This window comes from Litoreibacter meonggei (assembly GCF_003663885.1).
Lineage (GTDB): Bacteria > Pseudomonadota > Alphaproteobacteria > Rhodobacterales > Rhodobacteraceae > Litoreibacter > Litoreibacter meonggei.
This window is the reverse complement of record NZ_RCCE01000003.1, coordinates 374,941-394,480: the sequence shown is the minus strand read 5'-3', so window position 1 is coordinate 394,480 and position 19,540 is coordinate 374,941. Positions and strand designations below refer to the sequence as shown.

The window sequence follows — 19,540 nt, the reverse complement described above, 5'->3', positions numbered from 1 at the left end:
ATGAATGAGACCATGGCCCGTTTTAATGATATTCCCGCTCAATCGGACGACAGCCCCGCAGGGTTGGCATTTGCCGTCTCAGCGTATTTCCTGTGGGGGTTTCTTCCGCTCTACATGAAGGCGCTCTCGCATGTGTCGGCAGCCGAGGTGGTTGCCCACCGTGTGATCTGGTCGATCCCGGTCGCCGGATTGGTGTTGATTTTTCTCGGGCGCACAAAGGACATAAAAGAGGCTCTAACCTCGCCCAAAATACTTGCTATGGGATGCGTAACAGCGGCGCTGATCTCGGTAAATTGGGGTATATATTTGTGGGCTATCAGTACCAATCACACATTGGACGCAGCACTCGGTTATTACATTAACCCCCTGTTTTCGGTGTTCCTCGGCTTTGCGTTGCTAAAAGAACGTCTAACACGCCTGCAATGGGCCGCGATTGCACTCGCCTTTGCGGCTGTGGTTGTCCTTACCGTTGATGCAGGTCGCTTGCCGCTTGCGGCGATCGGTTTGACTGTGACATGGGGTTTCTACGCGTTCTTCAAGAAGTCCCTGCCCATTGGCCCAAACCAAGGATTCTTGCTGGAAGTTTTGATTTTGTCGATCCCGGCCATAGGGTATTGGGCCTATCTTGGCGGGACCGGGGAAAGCCATTTTTCGACTGACATGTGGTTGTTGTTAGGATGCGGCGTCGTCACGTCCGTTCCCCTGATGCTTTATGCCAATGGTGCCAAACGGTTGCGGCTGTCTACCATCGCGATCCTTCAGTATATTGCCCCGACAATGATCTTTATTGTGGCGGTGTTTGTCTTCGGCGAGCCGTTCGGGACAGCACGGGGCATTGCATTTCCGATGATCTGGGCTGCACTGGTTCTGTACACATACTCTATGGTGCGAAACCGTGATAAGTAGCGACTATAGTCCGCCCTCCGATCCATTGGATGTGATCCACGAGGATTCCGAGCTTTTGTTGGTCAATAAGCCCGCAGGTCTATTGTCGGTGCCTGGAAAAGGACCGCATTTAGCCGACTGCCTGATATCGCGTGCTCAACAGGTTTTCCCGACGGCACTACTTGTTCACCGCCTAGATAGAGACACGTCTGGCGTCATGGTTTTTGCGCTGACGAAATCGGCGCAGCGGCATTTGGGGCTTCAGTTCGAGCGCCGCCACACCAAGAAAACATACATGGCTTTGGTGCATGGCGAAGTGCAGGGTAAGACAGGTGAAATCCATTTGCCTATGGTTGTCGACTGGCCGAACAGGCCGCTTCAACATGTGAACTTTGAGCATGGCAAGCAGGCGGTTACGCAGTGGCGTCGCGGCGCAGTGAAGGACGGAACCACGAGGATGCGGCTTTCACCGCATACTGGGCGCTCGCACCAACTCAGAGTGCATATGCAAGCCATGGGCCATCCCATTCTAGGCGATCCGTTCTACTCCGATGATGCCGACTTGTATCCGCGCATGATGTTGCATGCCGAAAGCCTCAAACTACGCCATCCGCAAGGGGGCAGGGCTGTCGAGTTTAAAGCAAAAGTGCCGTTCTAATAAGGCGCCTTCGGGCTGCGGTCGGTCGAGAGCGAGTCTTGTGAGCGAGCGACGAGCACCTCAATCGCATCCGCAAGATGGATTTCACCGATACTGTCATCACCGGCTTTCAAACGCAGTTTATGGGCTTGGATCATCACGTCTGCGTGGGTGCATCCGAGGGGTGGCTCAAACTTGTAGCAGGCACATTCGATCAAGAAGCCAAGCGGATCTTTGAAATAGATGCTATCCATGAAGCCCCGATCTTTATGGCCGGAATGCGGGATGGCACGGTCGTTCAGGCGAATCTCGATTTGGCGGAAAGTGGCGAGGCTGACGTTGATTGCCAGATGATGCACACATCCAGCATCAGTCGGCGTGCGGCCATGCGCGCGCGTGCGGGTCTCATTGGTGAAGATGGTGATCAACCGCCCGTCGCCGGGGTCGAAATACAAGTGGTCTTCGTTTGGGTCATCCAGATTGGGCTGTTCGAATACGAAGGGCATTCCCAACACGCCTTCCCAGAAATCAATCGATGTCTGCCTGTCAGCGCCCATCAACGTAATATGATGGATGCCCTGTGACTGAATTTTCTGCATTGCTGGAGCTCCTCTTTGCAAGCCAGTTTATTCGGTCGCATGGACAGAGCAACCTTGGTGAACGCAGAGAAACTGTGCAGCGCGTCTAGGTGAACTCGTCGATACGGACCGCACGGTGCTCATTCATCGATGTCTGGGCGGCCATCCCCATGATGACCGCTATCATACCGTCATTCAGATCCACCTCCGGCGCGCTGCGAATGCCACGGACCAGATCGACGAAGCCTTGGTGCTGGTAGAACGTTGATCCGTTGTGATCGCCTGCATCTAGAATGGTCGGGTCCACTGGAACGTCACGCACATACGGGCCCTTCGGATCGCGCGGGCTGATAATCACTTGAGGAACGGGCGCGGCACCCAAATGCTCCGGCCAGAAACGATCGGGGCCGGGTACGAATGCCTCGATCTTGCCCCTTGGCCCAAGGGCGGACACTTCCTCTTGGTAGCGTGCACCTTCGGCAAACATGCACAGTTCCAGAACGGCGCGCGCACCGGATTCGAAATCCACGATCACATAGCCATTGTCGAAAATGTCCGGAGTCTCGCCGTCATAAGTCTCGTCCAAGTGGTTCACATCTTGTCCCCCCGACGCCATGACGCGGACAGGGTCGGACCCGATCACCAGACGCATCAAGTCGAAGAAATGGCAGCATTTCTCGACAAAGGTGCCGCCGGTGTTGCGGTTGAACCGGTTCCAGTCACCAACCTTGGGCAGGAACGGGAAGCGGTGCTCTCGGATTGTCAGCATTTTGACCCCGCCCGTGGCGTCGGCTGCTTCTGCCAAGAATGCGGCGATGGGTGGCATGTAGCGATACTCCATCGCCACCCAAACGGGTGCGGGGTAGCGCGCGCGAAACGCTTCCATACGTTGGACGTCGTTCGGGTCGGTGAACAGGGGCTTTTCGACCAAAACGGGCAGGGGGCGTTTTTCGGCCAAGGCCTCCAGTTGCTCGACATGCCGGAAGTTGGGGCTGACGATCAGGATGCAGTCCAGATCCGCCACTTCCAACAGCGCGTCAATGCTGTCCACAACGGTTGCGGTCGGCGCAAATTCCAAGGTCTCCGCCGCCATCTCCGCATCCGGCTCGAAGATCGCGGACACGCGTGTGTCAGGCAGAAGCGCGATGTTGCGAAGGTGCTCTTGCCCCATCATGCCACATCCAATGACGCCGTAATTGACCTGTTGAGCCATGTCGAATTCCCTATTTCAGTCGTTGCACATATCGTGCGGTGTCAGTGTCAAACCAAGTGCGCGAATACTCGACGGGGCGCGGTTTTTGCTCCCAGCTCAAACGCTCGATAAAGCCTGTTGTCGCGCCAGCGGTCTTGCCAAACTCGGGCGGCGTCCAGTCCGGCGTCTGCCCTATGCTGACGTAGTCTTCGGCCCGCGTGATCCAGAAGCCAAGCTTCACCTGATAGTAGTGATAAAGAGAATCCGACGCCTGTTCCGGCAGCACAGCTCCGCTGTCCGCGTCGAGCCATATTTCCTCCAGGGCCGCCGGCACCTTGTTGAGAAACCGCAATCGCCGCATACGCGTCGCGTGTTTGGATGTGCCAAATTTTGGCAGCTCCGCAGGTTTCTCACACTCGCATATGTCCAAAAACTTCGCCGTCGGCAGTCCGCCCCCCGCCAGAAGTTCAATCCGGAACATCGAATAGATACTCTGCGCTTCAGGATTGGACCTGACGTAGTTACCCGAGCCTTGAACGCGTTCCAGAAGCCCCTTGTTCTCCAGCATTTTCAGGGACTTTCGCAGGGTGCGAACGGTCACTTGATGCGCTGCGGCCAGCTGCCGTTCTGGCGGCAATCGTTGACCATCCGCCAACCGTCCTGACGCAATCTCGCGGATCAATACTTCGCTGACCTGAGCGTAAATCGGAAGGGCGGCTGGGCTGTCGTGACGCTCATACATCTGCGGGCCGCCTCCGTGCGTAAAAATTGATACCCCATTGATCTACATCAAGGACAGCGTTACGCAAGAAGAAATTGCGACGGGGTTTTGGGAGGAATCACATGACAGTTGTTCCGGTGACATCACCAGATTTGAACGCGGCAGAGGTCTCTTGGTTCTCGGCCCTGTGCTCTGATGACTATCAGTTTTTGGGTGTGCCAGACGGCGATCTTCGATCGTCTTGGGCGCATTGCTCGGACATCGTGAAAACCGCCGAAGATCAAGGCTTTCGCAACATCCTTTGCCCGTCGTCCTATCAAGTCGGCCAAGACACGCTGAGCTTCGTTGCAGGCTGCGCCCCAATCACATCCAAGATCAACCTGCTGGCCGCCGTGCGCTGCGGTGAGATGCAGCCGATCATGCTGGCCCGCACGCTGGCTACGCTTGATCACATGTTGGAAGGGCGGCTGACGGTTAACATCATCTCCTCCGACTTCCCGGGCCAAAAAGAGCCAAGCCCCTACCGCTACCAACGCTCCCGCGAGGTGGTGCAAATCCTCAAGCAGGCGTGGACCCAAGACGAGATTAACCACACTGGCGAAATCTACGATTTCAAAGGCCTGACCACCGATCCCGTGCGCCCATACCAAACCGGTGGGCCGATGCTGTATTTCGGCGGCTACTCCCCCGACGCGCTGGAGCTGTGCGGCGAGTATTGCGACGTCTATTTGATGTGGCCCGAAAAGATCGAGGAACTCGGAGGCCGCATGAAAGCCGCCAACGAGGCCGCCGCGCGCCACAACCGCACGCTGGACTACGGGCTGCGCACGCATGTCATCGTGCGCGACACCGAGGCGGAGGCGAAGGAATACGCAGACTACATCGTGTCCAAACTGGACGACGATCAGGGTGCTACTATCCGCGAGCGCGCCCTTGATGCCAAGTCCTTGGGCGTCAGTCACCAAGCCAAAAACCGCGACGTGGCCGATGACCATGGCTATATTGAGCCACATATGTGGACTGGCGTTGGCCGTGCGCGTTCTGGCTGTGGAGCGGCTATCGTGGGCTCGACCGATCAGGTGCTGTCCAAGCTGGAGACGTATCAGAAGATGGGTATCCGTGCGTTCATCCTGTCGGGCTATCCACATATCGACGAGGCCAAACATTTCGGGACCCGCGTGCTGCCGCAGATGAAAACCTGCTCCTTGCCCGAAGCCTATGGCCGCGTTCCATCAACGTCCCCCGCAACCCCACTTGCCGCAGGAGTCCGCCGCTAATGGATCGCGTTTCCCTCACGTCCGACCTTACCTTCAGCCGCCTTGTCTATGGCATGTGGCGCGTGGCAGACGACGCCGATACGTCCCCTACCCATGTGGAGGCAAAAATTCAGACTTGTCTGGATCAAGGCATCACCACGTTCGACCAAGCCGACATCTATGGCGGCTACGTCGCGGAGGCCGTTCTTGGCGGGGCGCTAAAGGCGAACCCGTCGCTGCGCGCGAAGATGGAGATTGTAACGAAATGCGATATCGTTGCCCCCGCTGGCCGCTACTCGGACGCGCGGGTAAAGCACTATGACACATCGCGCAAACACATCGAATATTCGGTCGATTGCTCCCTGCGTGACATGGGCATCGACCATATCGACCTGCTGCTGATCCACCGCCCTGATCCGCTGATGGACCACAACGAGACGGGGGCCGCGCTTGATGATCTTGTGCAAAGCGGCAAGGTGCGCAGCGTCGGCGTATCGAATTTCCGTCCCTATGATTGGGAGCTTTTGCAAGCGGGTATGAAGACGCAACTGGCCACCAACCAGATCGAGATTTCATTGGCCGAGGTCGCGCCGTTCACCAACGGCGATATCGCATTCCACCAACGTCAAGGTCAGCCGCTCATGGCGTGGTCACCGCTTGGCGGGGGTGGCCTGATGACGGGCAAAGGCGATGTTGCGGATCGGTTGGACGCCATTGCGGCGGACCAAGGCGTGGACCGTGCAGCGGTTGCCGTGGCCTTCTTGCTGCACCACCCCGCAAATATATTGCCGGTATTGGGGACCAATAACTTGGAGCGCATTGCCAAAATCTCGGACGCGCTGAAGGTGCAGTTGGACCGTGAAACATGGTTCTCACTCTATGAAGCCGCCTTGGGTCGGGAGGTCGCGTGATGTCGCTTCACGCCCCTGTTTCGAATGCGTTTGTGCCGGATGACAGCAACACCCGTCTGCTGCGTGACGCGTTCGGGCGGTTCGCGACAGGCGTGACAATTGTGACGGCGGCCACCGAAAACGGCGTGGCGGCAATCACAGCAAACAGCTTCTCGTCGGTCTCCCTGTCGCCGCCCTTGGTGCTGTGGTCGCCCGACAAAAACTCGCGCAGGTTTTCCTATTTCGAGAGCGCCACGAGCTATGCCGTGCACGTCTTGTCGGCGGATCAGGACGATTTGTGCTGGGCCGTGGCAAAAGACGTCTATGCTTTGAACGACCGCGATCTGAAGCTGAACGCGGAAGGTGTACCGGTGCTAGAGAACTGTCTGGCGCGGTTTGAATGCACAAAAACTGCCGTCTATGAGGGCGGCGATCACGTGATCATGCTTGGTCAGGTAAACCGCGCCGAGATGCGCGAAGAGGGCGATCCACTTGCCTTCTACAAAGGACAGGTGGGGCGTTTTACGGCGCACTGATTAGGGTCGGGGGGAGGAAAAAGATGCAGATACTGTTGGCAGCCGCCGGTCTGCTTCATTGGGTCAATAGCCGCGTTTTGGCGATGGGCCGTTGGATCGGGATCACCGCCTTGGCGATCATGGTCTGCCTTATCCTTGGGCAGGTGTTTTTCCGCTACGCCTTGAACGACGCCCCCAACTGGACCGAAGAAGGCGCACGCTTTGGCATGCTTTGGATGACGGGGCTGGTGGCGCCGCTGGCCTACCGCAAGGGCGGGTTCGTCGCCATCGACATGCTGGAAGCCGCTCTGCCGCGACTTCTGGCGCAGTTGCTAGGCATCCTGCTGCTTGGCATTTCGCTATGGGTGCTTTTTATCGCGTGGGATCGCGGGCTCAACAACCACGTCGACACCTTGTCGGGCCGGGGGTGTTCGTCGTCATTGCGTTGGCCCTTTGGCATCGAGATCGGAAAATGCGGTGCAAAATTCCAGAACAACTATCAATACGCGGCGCTCTGGGTCGGGGTGAATCTGCTTATCCTCGTGAATATCGAGTTGATCATCCGTCAGGTGGTCACGCTGCTCGGGCAGGCCGACAAGCTGCCGGTGATTAATAACGACGCACTGGCGGGGGCTGACTGATGCTCCTTTGGTTCCTGCCCATCTTCTTGCTGCTGATCATGATCGGCCTGCCGGTGATTTTCGCGCTGCTGGCTTCGCCCATCGCGCTGATCATGCTGGAAGGTGATCAACGCAACGTCGTCGCGGGCCTCTACCGCAACCTCTATAATGGCATGGACAGCTTCCCGTTGATGGCTTTGCCGTTCTTCATGCTGGCGGGCGAGATCATGAATCGTGGCGGCATCACGCTGCGCCTCGTCGAGTTTTCGCAAGCCTTCATGGGGCATCTGCGCGGCGGGCTGGCCCATGTGAATATCTTGGCGTCCATCTTGTTCGCGGGCCTGTCCGGCTCTGCGGTGGCGGATACATCTGCCCTTGGCTCCACTCTTATTCCGGCGATGGAAAAGAACGGCTACACCCGCAAATTCGCGGCGGCGATCACGGCGGCAAGTTCGGTCATCGGGCCGATCATCCCGCCGTCGGGCATCATGATCATCTACGCCTATGTCATGGGCGAAAGCGTGGCCTCGCTGTTTCTTGCGGGCATCGTGCCGGGCATCTTGGTGGGCGTTGGCCTCATGGTCATGGTGCGCTTGATGGCGGACCGCTATGACCTGCCCAAGGCCGAGCGTATCGTGCGCAAGGACCAATCCATTACACCACTGGAATCCGCTGTCAGCTTTGTGCTGATCCGCATCAACATCGCGGGGATCCTTTATGCGGTATCGGGTTTGGTAACATGGATGTTCCCGATGGAGGTCAACGGCTGGCTGATCTTCGGCGTAGCACTGCCCATCGCGCATGCCATCGCCCAAGCCACCAAGGCCCGCGTCTCCAACGACTTCCGGTTGGTCTGCAAGAAAGCCGTCGCACCGCTGCAAACGCCCATCATCATTCTGGGTGGCATCCTCATTGGCGTCTTCACCCCGACCGAGGCGTCTGCTGTCGCCGTGGCCTACGCGCTGATCATCAGCTTTTTCGTGCTGCGCTCCATGAACGGGCGCGACCTGATCGACGTGCTGACGCGCTCGGCCTTATCAACCTCGGCGGTGTTGCTATTGGTGGGGGCGGCGGTGTCGTTCAAAACGGTCGTGTCGCTGTCCTACGCGCCGCAAATTTTGTCGGACTACATCCTGTCCCTGTCCAACAACCCGCTGGTGCTGCTGTTCTTGATCAACATCTTGCTGTTCATCGTCGGCATGTTTCTGGATGCGGGGCCGGCCATCATCATCCTCGGGCCAATCCTTGGCCCGATCTTCGTCGACCTTGGCGTGCACCCCGTACATTTCGCGATCATCATGTCGGTGAACCTGACCGTCGGCCTTGCGACGCCGCCCATGGGGCTGGTGCTGTTCGTGGCCTCGTCGGTGTCCGGCGAGAAGGTCGAAACAATCTCGCGGGCCATTCTGCCGTTCCTTGCGGTAGAGGTCGTCGTAATTTTCCTCATCACCTATGTCCCCGCCATTTCCATGACGGTGCCATATCTTGCCGGTTTTCTGGGCTGCGGCCCCGAGGTCGGTTTCTCGGCTTGCATAAGCCCATCACCGTGACCACCGTAGACACAATCAATAAAGGCGCAAAAGCGTCTCCAACAGCATCCATAGGGAGGACACAATGCTGAAAAACCTAACCAAAGTGGCAATGACTGCTGCGCTTCTGGCGACCCCGCTCGCATCATGGGCGCAGGATTTCACCATCCGCGCCACGGCCAACTCCAACGAGAATGACGAGGACTATGACGGTCTTGTCGTGTTCAAGAACTACGTCGAAGCGGCCTCCAACGGGCGCGTGGGCGTGGAGCTGTTCATCGGCACGCAACTTTGCGCGACCGGCGCGGAATGCCTTGAAGGCGTGGCGGAAGGCTCCATCGACGTCTATATCTCCACGTCAGGTGGTGCGGCGGGCATCTTCCCATATGTGCAGGTTTTGGACCTGCCATATCTGATGGCCAACGACCGTGTGGCAGAAGCCGTGCTGACAGGTGACTTCACCCGCAAAATGCGCGACATGGCGTTGGAGACATCTGACGGCGCGATCCGCCTGATGACCATCGGCAACACCGGCGGCTGGCGCAACTTTGCCAACACACAGCGCCGCGTGGCCAAGCCGTCCGACATGGAAGGCCTGAAAATCCGCACCGTTGTGGCCGACCTGCCGCAAGAACTGGTCCGCGCGATGGGCGCGTCCCCGACGCCGATCCCTTGGCCGGAGCTGTTCACATCGTTCCAAACCGGCGTCGTGGAAGGCTCCAAAAACGGCATCACCGACATCATGGGGATGAAATTCCCGGATGCGGGTTTACAGTATATGACTCTGGACGGTCACGCCTACATGGGCGCGCTATGGTGGATGTCGAACGCCAACTTCATGGCAATGCCGGAAGACCTGCGTCGCGTCGTGGTCGACGGGTTCAGCCAGTTGCAGCAGGCGACATTTGCGTCGCCCAAGCGCAAGTCGATTGAAGCCTATGAAGCGTTTGTCACAGGCGGCGGTGATCTCTACGTGCCGACCCCTGAAGAGAAAGCAGCCTTCGCGGCAGCAGCGGCTCCGGTTCAAGACTGGTTCCGTGGCAATGTCGACGGTGGCGGTGAAATTCTGGACGCCTTGGTGGCGGCCGTGGGTGAGGCCGAGGCCGATCTTACTGCCGGCTACGCACGCGACCTGAATTAAGACCAAGCGGGGCAGCGCGACCTAATCGCGCTGCCTCATTTACCTGAACGGGTACATCCAGCCCTTATAGTCGGCGACAAGTACATGCGCTTTCTTGATCATCTCAGGCGTCATTTTCTTGACCACTTCCTCAAGGCTGATCGCCGCGTCGGGATCGCCGCCAATGGCCGACAGCGTGTACCACATATAAGCGCGGGTCAGATCAGGGCTCGGCAAACCGCGCCCGACCTCATAATACCAGCCGATTGCGGATTGCGAGCCCGGATGCCCCTTCATGGAGCTGCGCAAATACCATTCAAACGCCCGCTCGTCGTCGCGCTCCACCCCCAATCCCATCGCGTACATGATGCCGATCAGCTCCTCCGCATCGGCATTTCCGGCCAAGGCCGCTGGGGCAAGTTCGTCATAGGCTTTGGTAAACTCACCGCTCTCCATAAGGTCGCGCGCGTTCTCGATGTCGGCAAAAACTGGCGACACACTCAGCAGCAAGGCAATCAGGGTTCTCATTGGGGCGCGGCTTTCTTCTTCGTTGCGATGGCACCAGCGATAGTGCTCGCCGATCCTTTTCCGACTGCTTTGACAGCCGCTGATTTCAATCCCGGCGACCAAGATCAGGCGGCGCTTGGGCAGCTTTTATTCTACGATAAAATACTGTCGGGGAACAAGAATATCAGCTGCGGCACCTGTCACCATCCCAAGTTTGGCACCTCGGACGGTTGGTCCTTGGGGATTGGTGAGGGTGGTGCGGGCCTTGGCACCGACCGCAATGCTGGCGTTGGTGATAGCCGGATCGAACGGCGCGTCCCACGAAACGCGCCTGCCTTATGGAACCTGGGCGCGCGCGATGTGCACACGCTGATGCATGACGGGCGGATCAGTCGCGCGGAGACTTATGGCAACGGCTTTAACACCCCCGCCGAGGAATGGCTGCCGGATGGCATCGACACGGTTCTTGCCGCGCAAGCGCTATTCCCGCTGACGTCCGAGACGGAAATGGCCGGAGGCTCCGGTGAAAACGAGGTCGCGGGCGCGGTCAACGACCGGATCGACAACGGCTGGCTGATCATCGCCAAAAGGGTGCGGATCATTCCCGAATACGGGCAGCTTTTCGTTGATGCCTTTGACCATGTCACCACCCCCGAGGATGTCACGATTGTCGATATCGCCAACGCGTTGGCGGCGTTCCAAGCGGTCGAATTCCAAAGTATCGACAGCCCCTTTGACCAGTATTTGGCGGGTGACATAAGCGCATTGAACGGCGCGCAAAAACGCGGGTTCGATCTGTTCTATGGCAAGGCCGGATGCGCATCGTGTCACAGCGGGCCGTTGCTTTCGGACCAAAGCTTCCACGCCATTGGCCTACCGCCATTTGGTCCGGGCCGGACGCGCAAGTTTGATCTGATCGCCCGTGACGTTGGGCGGTTGGGCGAAAGCGACCGGTTAGAGGACGCGTATAAGTTCCGAACACCGATGCTGCGCAACGTCGCCCTCAGTGCGCCTTACGGGCATAACGGAGCGCACAAAACGTTGGCAGATATGATCCGCCAGCACGTGGACCCACAAGCCATGTTTAAAACATGGACGCCAACCAAGGCGAAATTGCCAGAGGTTCGTTGGCTGCAACATGCAGACTTCTTGATATGGCAAGACAGTGCAGAAATCGCGCGACAACAGCGCGTGCTAACACCACGCAGTCCGTCGTTGTCTGACGCCGAGATTGGATATCTAGTTGCGTTTCTGACTGCGCTTACAGGAAGTTCGCTTGGGTCCCCCGTCTTCGGGATTCCCGTCCGAGTGCCAAGCGGTCTTGCTGTAGACTAAGAGGCAAAGCCCGGTGACTAGCTCCCGCGGTAGGTCGAGTAGCCAAACGGGCTTAGAAGCAAAGGCACGTGATAGTGTAGTGCTTCAGACATGCCAAATTGCAGGGGAATGACATTCAGGAAGCGAGGTTCCTCGGGCGGCGTTCCGGTGCGGTCCAGATAATCGCCCGCATGAAACACCAGCTCATAAGTGCCGATCTCGAATTCATCAGATGGCAATATCTGCGCGTCGGTACGACCGTCATCGTTTGTCACAACAGTTTTTAGGTGCTCACGCTCGCCTTTGGTGATGCGGTAGAGATCAATTTTAATCCCCTCAGCTGGGCAGCCACGGGCGGTGTCTAGGACATGGGTGGTTAGGTATCCGGACATGTTTAGCTCCTAAGATTTTTGGCAGTGTCTCAACTGTCGGCAGCGAAATCAAACCCCGATGACGTTAAACCTCTTTCGTGTAAATTTTGAAAGCCAGAACAAATTCCATTGCCCAAACCGTCATCAACATTCACCAAATGATTGTCGCGAAAGTCGGCCGCTGTTGCACTAAAAAGTAGCGCAACAGCGATGAATTTAGTCGTTCCAGCCAGAAACCGCTTTTACCTCAAGGAACTCCTCAATCCCGAACGCGCCGCCCTCGCGGCCATTTCCGGACTGCTTGTAGCCGCCAAAGGGCGAGCCTTGGGCAAAGCCGGATCCGTTGGTTTCCACCATGCCGGACCGCAAGCGACGCGCCACACGGCGACGTTTTTCGGTGTCTTCGGTCTGGATGTAGTTGGTCAGGCCGTAAGGCGTGTCATTGGTCATCTCGATGACGTCTTCTTCCGTGTCGAACGGCATCAGGCACATAACAGGACCAAATATTTCCTTTTTGTAGATCGTCATGTCGGGTGTCACGTCGGTGAAGACCGTTGGGCGGGCGTAGTAGCCTCGGTTCAAACCATCTGGGCGACCTGTGCCGCCTGCCAACAATGTTGCCCCTTCGTCGATACCTTTTTGGATGAGGTCCTGCACCTTGTTGAACTGCATCTCGGACACCAGCGGGCCGATGTGGCCTCCGTCCTCAGATGCTGGGGCAACTTTGGTGGCTTCAGCAGTGGCTTTCACCTGCTCTACGGCTTCGGCGAAACGAGAGGCTTCCACGAACATCCGAGTAGGTGCGTTGCAAGATTGGCCTGTGTTGCGGAAGCAGCGCGCTGCGCCATCAGCCGGGGCATTGTCGCGCGCATCTGCGAAAATGATATTCGCACCTTTGCCACCTAGCTCCAGCGAGACGCGCTTCAGCGTGTCGGCAGCGGACTTTGAAATCAGCTTGCCCGCGCGAGAGGAGCCGGTGAATGATACCATGTCGACATCGGGATGCGCGGAGAGCTGCGAGCCAACGCCCGGACCATCGCCATTGACCATATTGTAGACGCCGGCGGGGAAGCCAGCTTCGTCCATGAACTCCGAGAACAGAACGCCTGACAGCGGCGCAATTTCGGACGGTTTCAGCACCACTGTGCAACCAGCCGCAATGGCCGGAATGACCTTCAGCACGATCTGGTTCATCGGCCAGTTCCACGGAGTGATAAGAGCGCAGACGCCGATAGGCTCGCGCAGGGTCATCTCGGTGGCGGTGTAGGGGGTATCGAACTCGAACTTCTCGAACGCGTTGATAAAGCCTTCCAGGTGCCAGGATCCGGCACCGACCTGTTGGGCGCGGGATAGCTTGATTGGCGCACCCATTTCCATTGACATGGCTTGCGCCATTTCCTCGGAGCGCGCTTTGTAGATATCGAGCAGCTTGCGGAGCAGCGCCATCTTCTCGGCCTTTGGCGTGAAGGCCCAGCTTTCAAAGGCTGCGCGCGCTGCTGCGACGGCGGCGTTGGTGTCGGCTTCGCTACCCAGAGAGATCGTCGCGCAAACTTCTTCGTTAGATGGATTGATTACATCAAAGTCGTTCGCCGCAGAGGGTGCGACCCATTGACCGTTAATGTAGAAATTCTTGAGATTGGACATGGGATGCTCCGTTCGGGGGTGTGTATGGTATTTGTCGGTATTATATTGGGAACAGAAACCACAAATGGAAGGGGACCGCCATGGGCCTGCGCATTAACGACACTATTCCGAACATCACGGTGACGACTGATCAGGGCGACATTAGCCTGCACGACTTCGTGGGCGACAGCTGGGCAGTTATTTTCTCGCATCCAAAAGACTTCACCCCTGTTTGCACAACTGAGTTCGGCGCGGTCGCGCAACTCGCAGACGAGTGGGCCAAGCGTGGCACAAAAGTTCTTGGCGTGTCGGTTGATGGCGTCGAAGAGCACGTCAAATGGAAGCGCGACATCGAGCAAGTGGCCAACGCCAAGGCTGAATTCGCAATTGTTGCCGACGAAGACCTCAAGATGGCCAAAGCCTTCGACATGCTGCCCGCAGAGGCATATTTGCCCGACGGTCGCACGCCTGCTGACAGCGCCACCGTGCGGTCTGTCTTTATCGTGGGGCCGGATAAACAGTTAAAGCTGTCCATGACCTACCCAATGACCGTCGGTCGTAACTTTGCGGAAATCCTGCGTGCATTGGACGGTTTGCAGATGTCCGCCAAAGGTGTGGCGACCCCTGCTAACTGGCAGTTGGGCCAAGACGTGATCGTACCACCAGCTGTCAGCACCGAGGACGCGACCGCTAAATTTGGCAATGTTACAGAAGTGTTGCCCTACCTGCGGACGGTTAAAGCGCCAGCCTAAGCGTATTTTGGACGACATGAGGGCCGACCCGATGGGTCGGCCTTTTACGTTTACGATGCTTGCTTAGTGCAGCACGACGCGCGCGCCTTGAGGCACTTGCTGATACAGATGCGCGATATGGGCGTTGGTTAACCGCACGCAACCGTTGGAAACCGCAGAGGCAATTGTCCAAGGTGCAGACGTGCCGTGGATACGCAGGAAAGTGTCGCCTTTGCCCGGCGTGAACAGATACAGCGCGCGTGACCCAAGTGGGTTGTTAGGGCCGCCTGGCATCCCGTCTTCGAATTTCTTGTAGGAACCCGGGTCACGTTCGATCATTTCCTGGGTTGGCGTCCATGCTGGCCAGTGCTTCTTGGCCCCAACGTGGAACTTGCCAGACTCATAAAGCCCTGCTCTGCCAATGCCGCAAGTATAGCGGATGGCTTTGCCTTCCGGCAGTGTCCAGTAAAGAGCGAAAGCGCGCGGGTCGACATGGATCTCACCGGCCGGCAAATCACCTTGCAAGGTGATCACACGGGGTTTGAATTGCTCCGGCATGACCCATGGCTTGCGTTGCGCGAGCGCAGGCGTTCCAAGGGCTGCTGCGGCCAAAGATGTGGTCAGCAATGTGCGGCGGTTGATCATTTCGTGTCCCTTCCTGTCCCCGCTAAACGTCAGAGCGGCGGCGATGTTTCCACATTGTAGCGGAGAATTGCTGAAAGGGGCAATAACAGCCACGTGATTGCCTGCTATGCAAAAAGGCCCGGCGTAAAGCTGGGCCCTTGCAACGCGTTTCGCTTCGTTTTTAAGCTACTTTTCCGCGACGGCCAAAAAGGCCGAGCGCGGCAATCCCTGCAAACAGCAGAGGAAGGGCCGCGGGTACCGGTACGGCTGACAGTTCGGCGTTCAAGACAGCCCGAACTTCCGTCTCCACAATTTTGTGCCCAAAGGCTGTGGGGTGGACGGTATCCCAAAACAGCCAGCTGTTTGGATCGCAAGTTGTAAACAAGTTGAAGACACAGGCATCGTCCACATTGGTTAAACCATACGAGGCTGGGTTTGCCACTGCGTCCTTAAACAGTGATGCAATGTCGACCTCGATAATGTTCAGCCCGATTGCCTCAAGACCTAAAATATTATCGGCCAGCTTCGTGTTAAACACAGCACTGGCTAAGCTGGCGTCAGCATCGCCGGGATAGGATGGGGTTTGGCCAATATCAGGAAGGTTGAACACGAGGAAATCGTCGACACCAAGTAAAGACAAATCGAAGATCGTGGCAGCCACGTTGTCAGCCGCAGCCTCTGCAATTGCTGGCGCCAGTTCTGGCGTTCCTGCATCCAATGGTCCGAATATGTCGTTCGCCCCCGCCCATATGGAAAACAGTGGATTGTCGCCCAGTGCCGCGGGTGGGATGTTCGAGAATGTAAGGGCCACCTGTTCGTCAAGTGACGGAGGGGCGAAACCGCCGCTAGTCGTTTTTGCGCCGCCAAAGGCAAAGTTCTGTGACAGCAGGCCAGCTGCGGTGAACTCAGCTGCAATGGCTTCGTTCCAGACGTCGCCATTGGTAAACTTGCCTGCAAAGTAAGGTGGTGGAGGAGCAGCTGTGGGCGGCAGGTTGCCATTGTCGCTGAGGCTATCACCCAGAACGACAAAGCTTGTGAACGTGTTGGTCAGCGTCGATGCCGCGGCTGAAGTCGCCACGCATGCGGCGATGACCGTTCCTATCAGATATGATTTCATTATTTCCTCCCAGTTTCAGAATCCTTGCAGACCCTACTGAAAGGCTAGGCAGACAAAGCGCGTCTAGGAAGCATCTTCGGGCCGAAGCCGAGTATAACGTGGGGTAAGTTGACCTCGTCACGCGCAATCTATCGCCGAATATCCCGGAGAGTCACGAAAAAGGCCCCGGCGTTTCCACCGGGGCCACAAGTTGTTGGAAAGAAAGGGGAGGATTAGTCCTCTTTCTTCTCTTCTTTGACCTCTTCGCCAGTTTCCTGATCGACAACTTTCATCGATAGGCGAACCTTGCCGCGATCGTCGAAGCCCAGCAGTTTGACCTTCACTTCTTGGCCCTCTTTCAGGACGTCCGAAGGGTGGTTCAAACGGCGGTTTTCGATCTGGGACACGTGGACCAGACCGTCGCGTTTGCCGAAGAAGTTCACGAAAGCGCCGAAGTCGACGATTTTCACAACGGTACCGGTGTAGACCGCACCTTCTTCAGGCTCTGCCACGATCGAGTGGATCATGTCGTAGGCTTTCTTGATGGCTTCGCCGTTCGGCGACGCGATCTTGATGACGCCTTCGTCGTTGATGTCCACTTTGGCACCAGACACTTCCACGATCTCGCGGATGACTTTACCACCGGACCCGATCACTTCGCGGATTTTATCCGTTGGGATCTGCATGGTCTCAATGCGTGGGGCGTGAACCGAGAAGTCGCCAGCCGAGGACAGCGCTTTGTTCATCTCGCCAAGGATGTGCAAACGGCCAGCTTTGGCCTGATCCAGTGCTTTGGACATGATGTCAGGCGTGATGCCCGCAACCTTGATGTCCATCTGCAACGAGGTGATGCCGTTTTCGGTACCAGCCACTTTGAAGTCCATGTCGCCTAGGTGATCTTCGTCACCCAGAATGTCCGACAGAACCGCGTAGGAGCCATCTTCTTCTAGGATAAGACCCATGGCCACACCGGCAACCGGCGCTTTCAAAGGCACACCAGCGTCCATCATGGACAAGGAGCCACCACAAACGGACGCCATCGAAGAGGAGCCGTTGGATTCGGTGATCTCGGAGACCAGACGGATCGTGTACGGGAAGTCGGTTGGGGCTGGCAGAACGGCCTGAAGGGCGCGCCATGCAAGTTTACCGTGACCGATTTCACGACGACCTGGAGGGCCGAAACGACCCACTTCACCAACCGAGTAGGGTGGGAAGTTATAGTGCAGCAGGAAGTTCGACTTATACATGCCTTGCAGGCTGTCGATCATCTGCTCGTCGTCGCCGGTACCCAAAGTGGTGACAACCAGACCTTGGGTTTCGCCACGTGTGAACAGGGCGGAACCGTGGGTCCGTGGCAGCAAGCCAACTTCGGATACGATGTCGCGGATCTCGTCGAGGTTACGACCGTCGATACGCTTCTTGTTCTTCACCACGTCGCCACGCAGGACGGTGGATTCGAGTTTCTTCAGCGCCGAACCAAGGTTCTCGTCAGCCAGTTGCTCTTCGGAGAGCTTCGACATTGCAGTCTCTTTTGCAGCAGAAACCGCAGCGGTGCGCTCTTGCTTGTCGGAGATCGCATAAGCAGCACGCATGGCTTTTTCGCCAGACTTGGCAACGGCCTTGTACAGGTCGGAGTAGTCAGGAGGCGTGAAGTCAAACGGCTCTTTGGCGCATTCGCCTGCAAAGTCGATGATCAGGTCGATAGCCGGTTGGATTTGCTCGTGTGCAAAAGTAACAGCGCCAAGCATTTCTTCCTCGGACAGCTCGTAGGCTTCCGATTCAACCATCATCACGGCGTCTTTGGTGCCTGCAACAACAAGGTCCAAACGCTGCTCTGGGTTGTAGCGCAGGTTGTGCATGTCATCGAGTTCGGGGTTCAGGATGTAGTCGCCATCCTCAAAGCCCACGCGGCAGGCAGCGATTGGGCCCATGAACGGTGCACCGGAAATGGTCAGCGCAGCGGAGGCCGCAATCATTGCAACCATGTCAGGGTCGTTAACAAGATCGTGGGACAAAACAGTACAGATCACCAAAACTTCGTTTTTGAAGCCGGGGACGAACAGCGGGCGGATCGGACGGTCGATCAGGCGCGATGTCAGTGTTTCTTTCTCGGTGGGGCGGGCCTCACGCTTGAAGAAACCGCCTGGGATTTTACCCGCGGCGTAGTATTTCTCGTTGTAGTGAACGGTCAGCGGGAAGAAGTCCTGACCCGGCTTTTGCTTTTTGGCAAAAGTCACGGCGGCCATAACGGAGGTCTCGCCGTAAGTGGCAATCACGCAGCCGTCAGCTTGACGGGCAATCTTGCCGGTTTCGAGTGTCAGCGTTTCTTCGCCCCACTCGATGGATTTTTTAGTCACGTTAAACATGTGTCGTTTCCTATATGGGAGCACTCCCGGCGTTCCGGGTCTCCCGTGTAAATGGCGGCCCCATTGCCGCCGACCCCTATCCTTTATGCATACGCCTAGGGTCAGGGCGCACAGTCTCAGATGTGCGGGCTATATAGGGGTTTGAGCCGTTTGGGAAGTGGGGAGCTTAGGCAGAGCGCCAAAGCCGCCCAACAACCCTAATTTGCGTAGTTAGGCTGTGCAGGCTCGCCAAGTGTTTGAACTTCAAAATCGGCATTCGGAGCATATGACAGCCGAAGAAAATCGGTTACGAGCCTAGGAAGGAGGCTTTTGAATGCAATGCGGAAATTTGTGATGAACCGAGCATGACGCAGAGTGCAGGAGAGTTGCGCGTTGATTTTGTCAGCGGGGCTGTCGCGCATCGCCTCCGGTTCGGAGGGGGGCGGGGGCAAGCACTGGCGAAAGCCATGGGGCTACGCGCGGGCAAGACGCCTGCCATTGTCGATGCAACGGCCGGTTTGGGTCGCGATGCATTCTTGCTGGCGTCTCTGGGGGCACAGGTCACCTTGATCGAGCGATCGGAGCACATGCATGCGTTGTTGGCGCAGGGCATGGACCGCGCCCTCAAAGAAGGGGGCGAGTTTCGCGATATTGTTAGCCGCATGACACTGTTGAAAGGCGATGCGAAAGACGTGCTGCCTGACCTGTCTTGTGAGGCAATCCTGATCGACCCGATGCACCCGCCGCGCAAAAATTCTGCTTTGGTGAAGCGCGAGCTACGTCAGGTTCGCGAAATTGTTGGAACGGATGATGACGCCGCTGATTTGGTGCGCGTGGCGCTTGCGAACGCACGCAATCGAGTGGTTTTGAAGTGGCCAGCAAAGGCGGACGCAATCGAGGGGATACGAGCGTGTTCCCATCAAATACTGGGGAAATCAACGCGCTACGATGTTTTTATGACCGGCTGACAGGCGGGGCGCTTCGTT

At 57.3% G+C, this 19,540-nt stretch carries 20 protein-coding genes; 11 read left to right on the top strand and 9 right to left on the bottom strand.

Going from position 1 to position 19,540, the window contains the following annotated elements:
• Positions 1-12 precede the first annotated feature (12 nt).
• Entirely contained in the window at positions 13-906 is an 894-nt protein-coding gene (rarD, locus tag BCF46_RS10395; protein ID WP_121024514.1) for an EamA family transporter RarD, read from the top strand.
• Complete coding sequence (locus tag BCF46_RS10390; protein WP_121024512.1) at positions 899-1,543, top strand: RluA family pseudouridine synthase; 645 nt, start codon at positions 899-901, stop codon at positions 1,541-1,543. Before rarD ends, BCF46_RS10390 begins: the two co-directional genes overlap by 8 nt.
• Here BCF46_RS10390 and BCF46_RS10385 read toward each other — a convergent pair.
• The 3 genes from BCF46_RS10385 to BCF46_RS10375 all read right to left on the bottom strand — a co-directional run bounded on the left by BCF46_RS10385 (position 1,540) and on the right by BCF46_RS10375 (position 4,034).
• Complete coding sequence (locus BCF46_RS10385; protein WP_121023925.1) at positions 1,540-2,121, bottom strand: VOC family protein; 582 nt, start codon at positions 2,119-2,121, stop codon at positions 1,540-1,542. The two genes, BCF46_RS10390 and BCF46_RS10385, sit on opposite strands and share 4 nt — an antisense overlap.
• An 85-nt stretch (positions 2,122-2,206) precedes the next feature.
• Positions 2,207-3,313 carry a Gfo/Idh/MocA family protein gene (locus BCF46_RS10380; RefSeq protein ID WP_121023923.1) on the bottom strand — a complete coding sequence of 369 codons (1,107 nt, stop codon included), beginning with the start codon at positions 3,311-3,313 and terminating at the stop codon, positions 2,207-2,209.
• Between the two features lie 10 nt (positions 3,314-3,323).
• Positions 3,324-4,034: a GntR family transcriptional regulator gene (locus tag BCF46_RS10375; protein ID WP_121023921.1), complete on the bottom strand. Its 711-nt coding sequence runs from the start codon at positions 4,032-4,034 to the stop codon at positions 3,324-3,326.
• A gap of 101 nt (positions 4,035-4,135) precedes the next feature.
• Here BCF46_RS10375 and BCF46_RS10370 point away from each other — a divergent pair, with 101 nt between their 5' ends.
• The 6 genes from BCF46_RS10370 (at position 4,136) to BCF46_RS10345 (ending at position 9,964) form a co-directional block, all read left to right on the top strand.
• Positions 4,136-5,290 (top strand): LLM class flavin-dependent oxidoreductase, encoded by a 1,155-nt coding sequence (locus tag BCF46_RS10370; RefSeq protein WP_121023919.1) that lies wholly within the window; start codon positions 4,136-4,138, stop codon positions 5,288-5,290.
• Complete coding sequence (locus tag BCF46_RS10365) at positions 5,290-6,180, top strand: aldo/keto reductase (RefSeq protein WP_121023917.1); 891 nt, start codon at positions 5,290-5,292, stop codon at positions 6,178-6,180. Before BCF46_RS10370 ends, BCF46_RS10365 begins: the two co-directional genes overlap by 1 nt.
• A complete protein-coding gene (locus tag BCF46_RS10360) occupies positions 6,180-6,695 on the top strand; it encodes a flavin reductase family protein (protein WP_121023915.1) in 516 nt (171 codons plus the stop codon). The genes BCF46_RS10365 and BCF46_RS10360 overlap by 1 nt, the downstream gene beginning before the upstream one ends.
• 23 nt (positions 6,696-6,718) lie before the next feature.
• Positions 6,719-7,315, top strand: a complete 597-nt coding sequence (locus BCF46_RS10355; RefSeq protein WP_121023913.1) for a TRAP transporter small permease — start codon at positions 6,719-6,721, stop codon at positions 7,313-7,315.
• Positions 7,315-8,844, top strand: coding sequence for a TRAP transporter large permease (locus BCF46_RS10350; protein ID WP_121023912.1), 1,530 nt, complete (start codon positions 7,315-7,317; stop codon positions 8,842-8,844). Before BCF46_RS10355 ends, BCF46_RS10350 begins: the two co-directional genes overlap by 1 nt.
• A 64-nt stretch (positions 8,845-8,908) precedes the next feature.
• Positions 8,909-9,964 carry a TRAP transporter substrate-binding protein gene (locus tag BCF46_RS10345; RefSeq protein WP_121023910.1) on the top strand — a complete coding sequence of 352 codons (1,056 nt, stop codon included), beginning with the start codon at positions 8,909-8,911 and terminating at the stop codon, positions 9,962-9,964.
• Between the two features lie 39 nt (positions 9,965-10,003).
• On the opposite strand, the gene BCF46_RS10340 is transcribed toward BCF46_RS10345, so the two are convergent.
• Positions 10,004-10,471: a tetratricopeptide repeat protein gene (locus BCF46_RS10340; RefSeq protein WP_121023908.1), complete on the bottom strand. Its 468-nt coding sequence runs from the start codon at positions 10,469-10,471 to the stop codon at positions 10,004-10,006.
• A 27-nt stretch (positions 10,472-10,498) separates the two neighbouring features.
• Here BCF46_RS10340 and BCF46_RS10335 point away from each other — a divergent pair, with 27 nt between their 5' ends.
• Positions 10,499-11,785: a cytochrome-c peroxidase gene (locus tag BCF46_RS10335; RefSeq protein WP_121023906.1), complete on the top strand. Its 1,287-nt coding sequence runs from the start codon at positions 10,499-10,501 to the stop codon at positions 11,783-11,785.
• Positions 11,786-11,802: 17 nt separating this feature from the next.
• Here BCF46_RS10335 and uraH read toward each other — a convergent pair whose 3' ends face one another.
• Both uraH and BCF46_RS10325 read right to left on the bottom strand, forming a co-directional pair.
• Positions 11,803-12,156, bottom strand: coding sequence for a hydroxyisourate hydrolase (gene uraH, locus BCF46_RS10330; RefSeq protein WP_121023904.1), 354 nt, complete (start codon positions 12,154-12,156; stop codon positions 11,803-11,805).
• 195 nt (positions 12,157-12,351) lie between these two features.
• The gene (locus BCF46_RS10325) at positions 12,352-13,779 is read right to left on the bottom strand and encodes an aldehyde dehydrogenase family protein (protein WP_121023902.1); all 1,428 of its coding nucleotides are present in this window, start codon (positions 13,777-13,779) and stop codon (positions 12,352-12,354) included.
• A gap of 80 nt (positions 13,780-13,859) precedes the next feature.
• On the opposite strand from BCF46_RS10325, the gene BCF46_RS10320 reads away from it, so the two are divergent.
• Positions 13,860-14,510: a peroxiredoxin gene (locus BCF46_RS10320; RefSeq protein ID WP_121023901.1), complete on the top strand. Its 651-nt coding sequence runs from the start codon at positions 13,860-13,862 to the stop codon at positions 14,508-14,510.
• Between the two features lie 63 nt (positions 14,511-14,573).
• Here the strand turns inward: BCF46_RS10320 and BCF46_RS10315 are convergent, their stop codons facing one another.
• The 3 genes from BCF46_RS10315 to pnp all read right to left on the bottom strand — a co-directional run bounded on the left by BCF46_RS10315 (position 14,574) and on the right by pnp (position 18,575).
• A complete protein-coding gene (locus BCF46_RS10315; protein WP_121023899.1) occupies positions 14,574-15,134 on the bottom strand; it encodes a L,D-transpeptidase in 561 nt (186 codons plus the stop codon).
• A gap of 160 nt (positions 15,135-15,294) precedes the next feature.
• The gene (locus BCF46_RS10310; protein ID WP_121023897.1) at positions 15,295-16,230 is read right to left on the bottom strand and encodes an SGNH/GDSL hydrolase family protein; all 936 of its coding nucleotides are present in this window, start codon (positions 16,228-16,230) and stop codon (positions 15,295-15,297) included.
• Between the two features lie 212 nt (positions 16,231-16,442).
• Positions 16,443-18,575, bottom strand: a complete 2,133-nt coding sequence (gene pnp, locus BCF46_RS10305) for a polyribonucleotide nucleotidyltransferase (protein WP_121023895.1) — start codon at positions 18,573-18,575, stop codon at positions 16,443-16,445.
• 344 nt (positions 18,576-18,919) lie between these two features.
• Here pnp and BCF46_RS10300 point away from each other — a divergent pair, with 344 nt between their 5' ends.
• Positions 18,920-19,522: a class I SAM-dependent methyltransferase gene (locus BCF46_RS10300; protein ID WP_121023893.1), complete on the top strand. Its 603-nt coding sequence runs from the start codon at positions 18,920-18,922 to the stop codon at positions 19,520-19,522.
• The last annotated feature ends 18 nt before the right edge of the window (positions 19,523-19,540 follow it).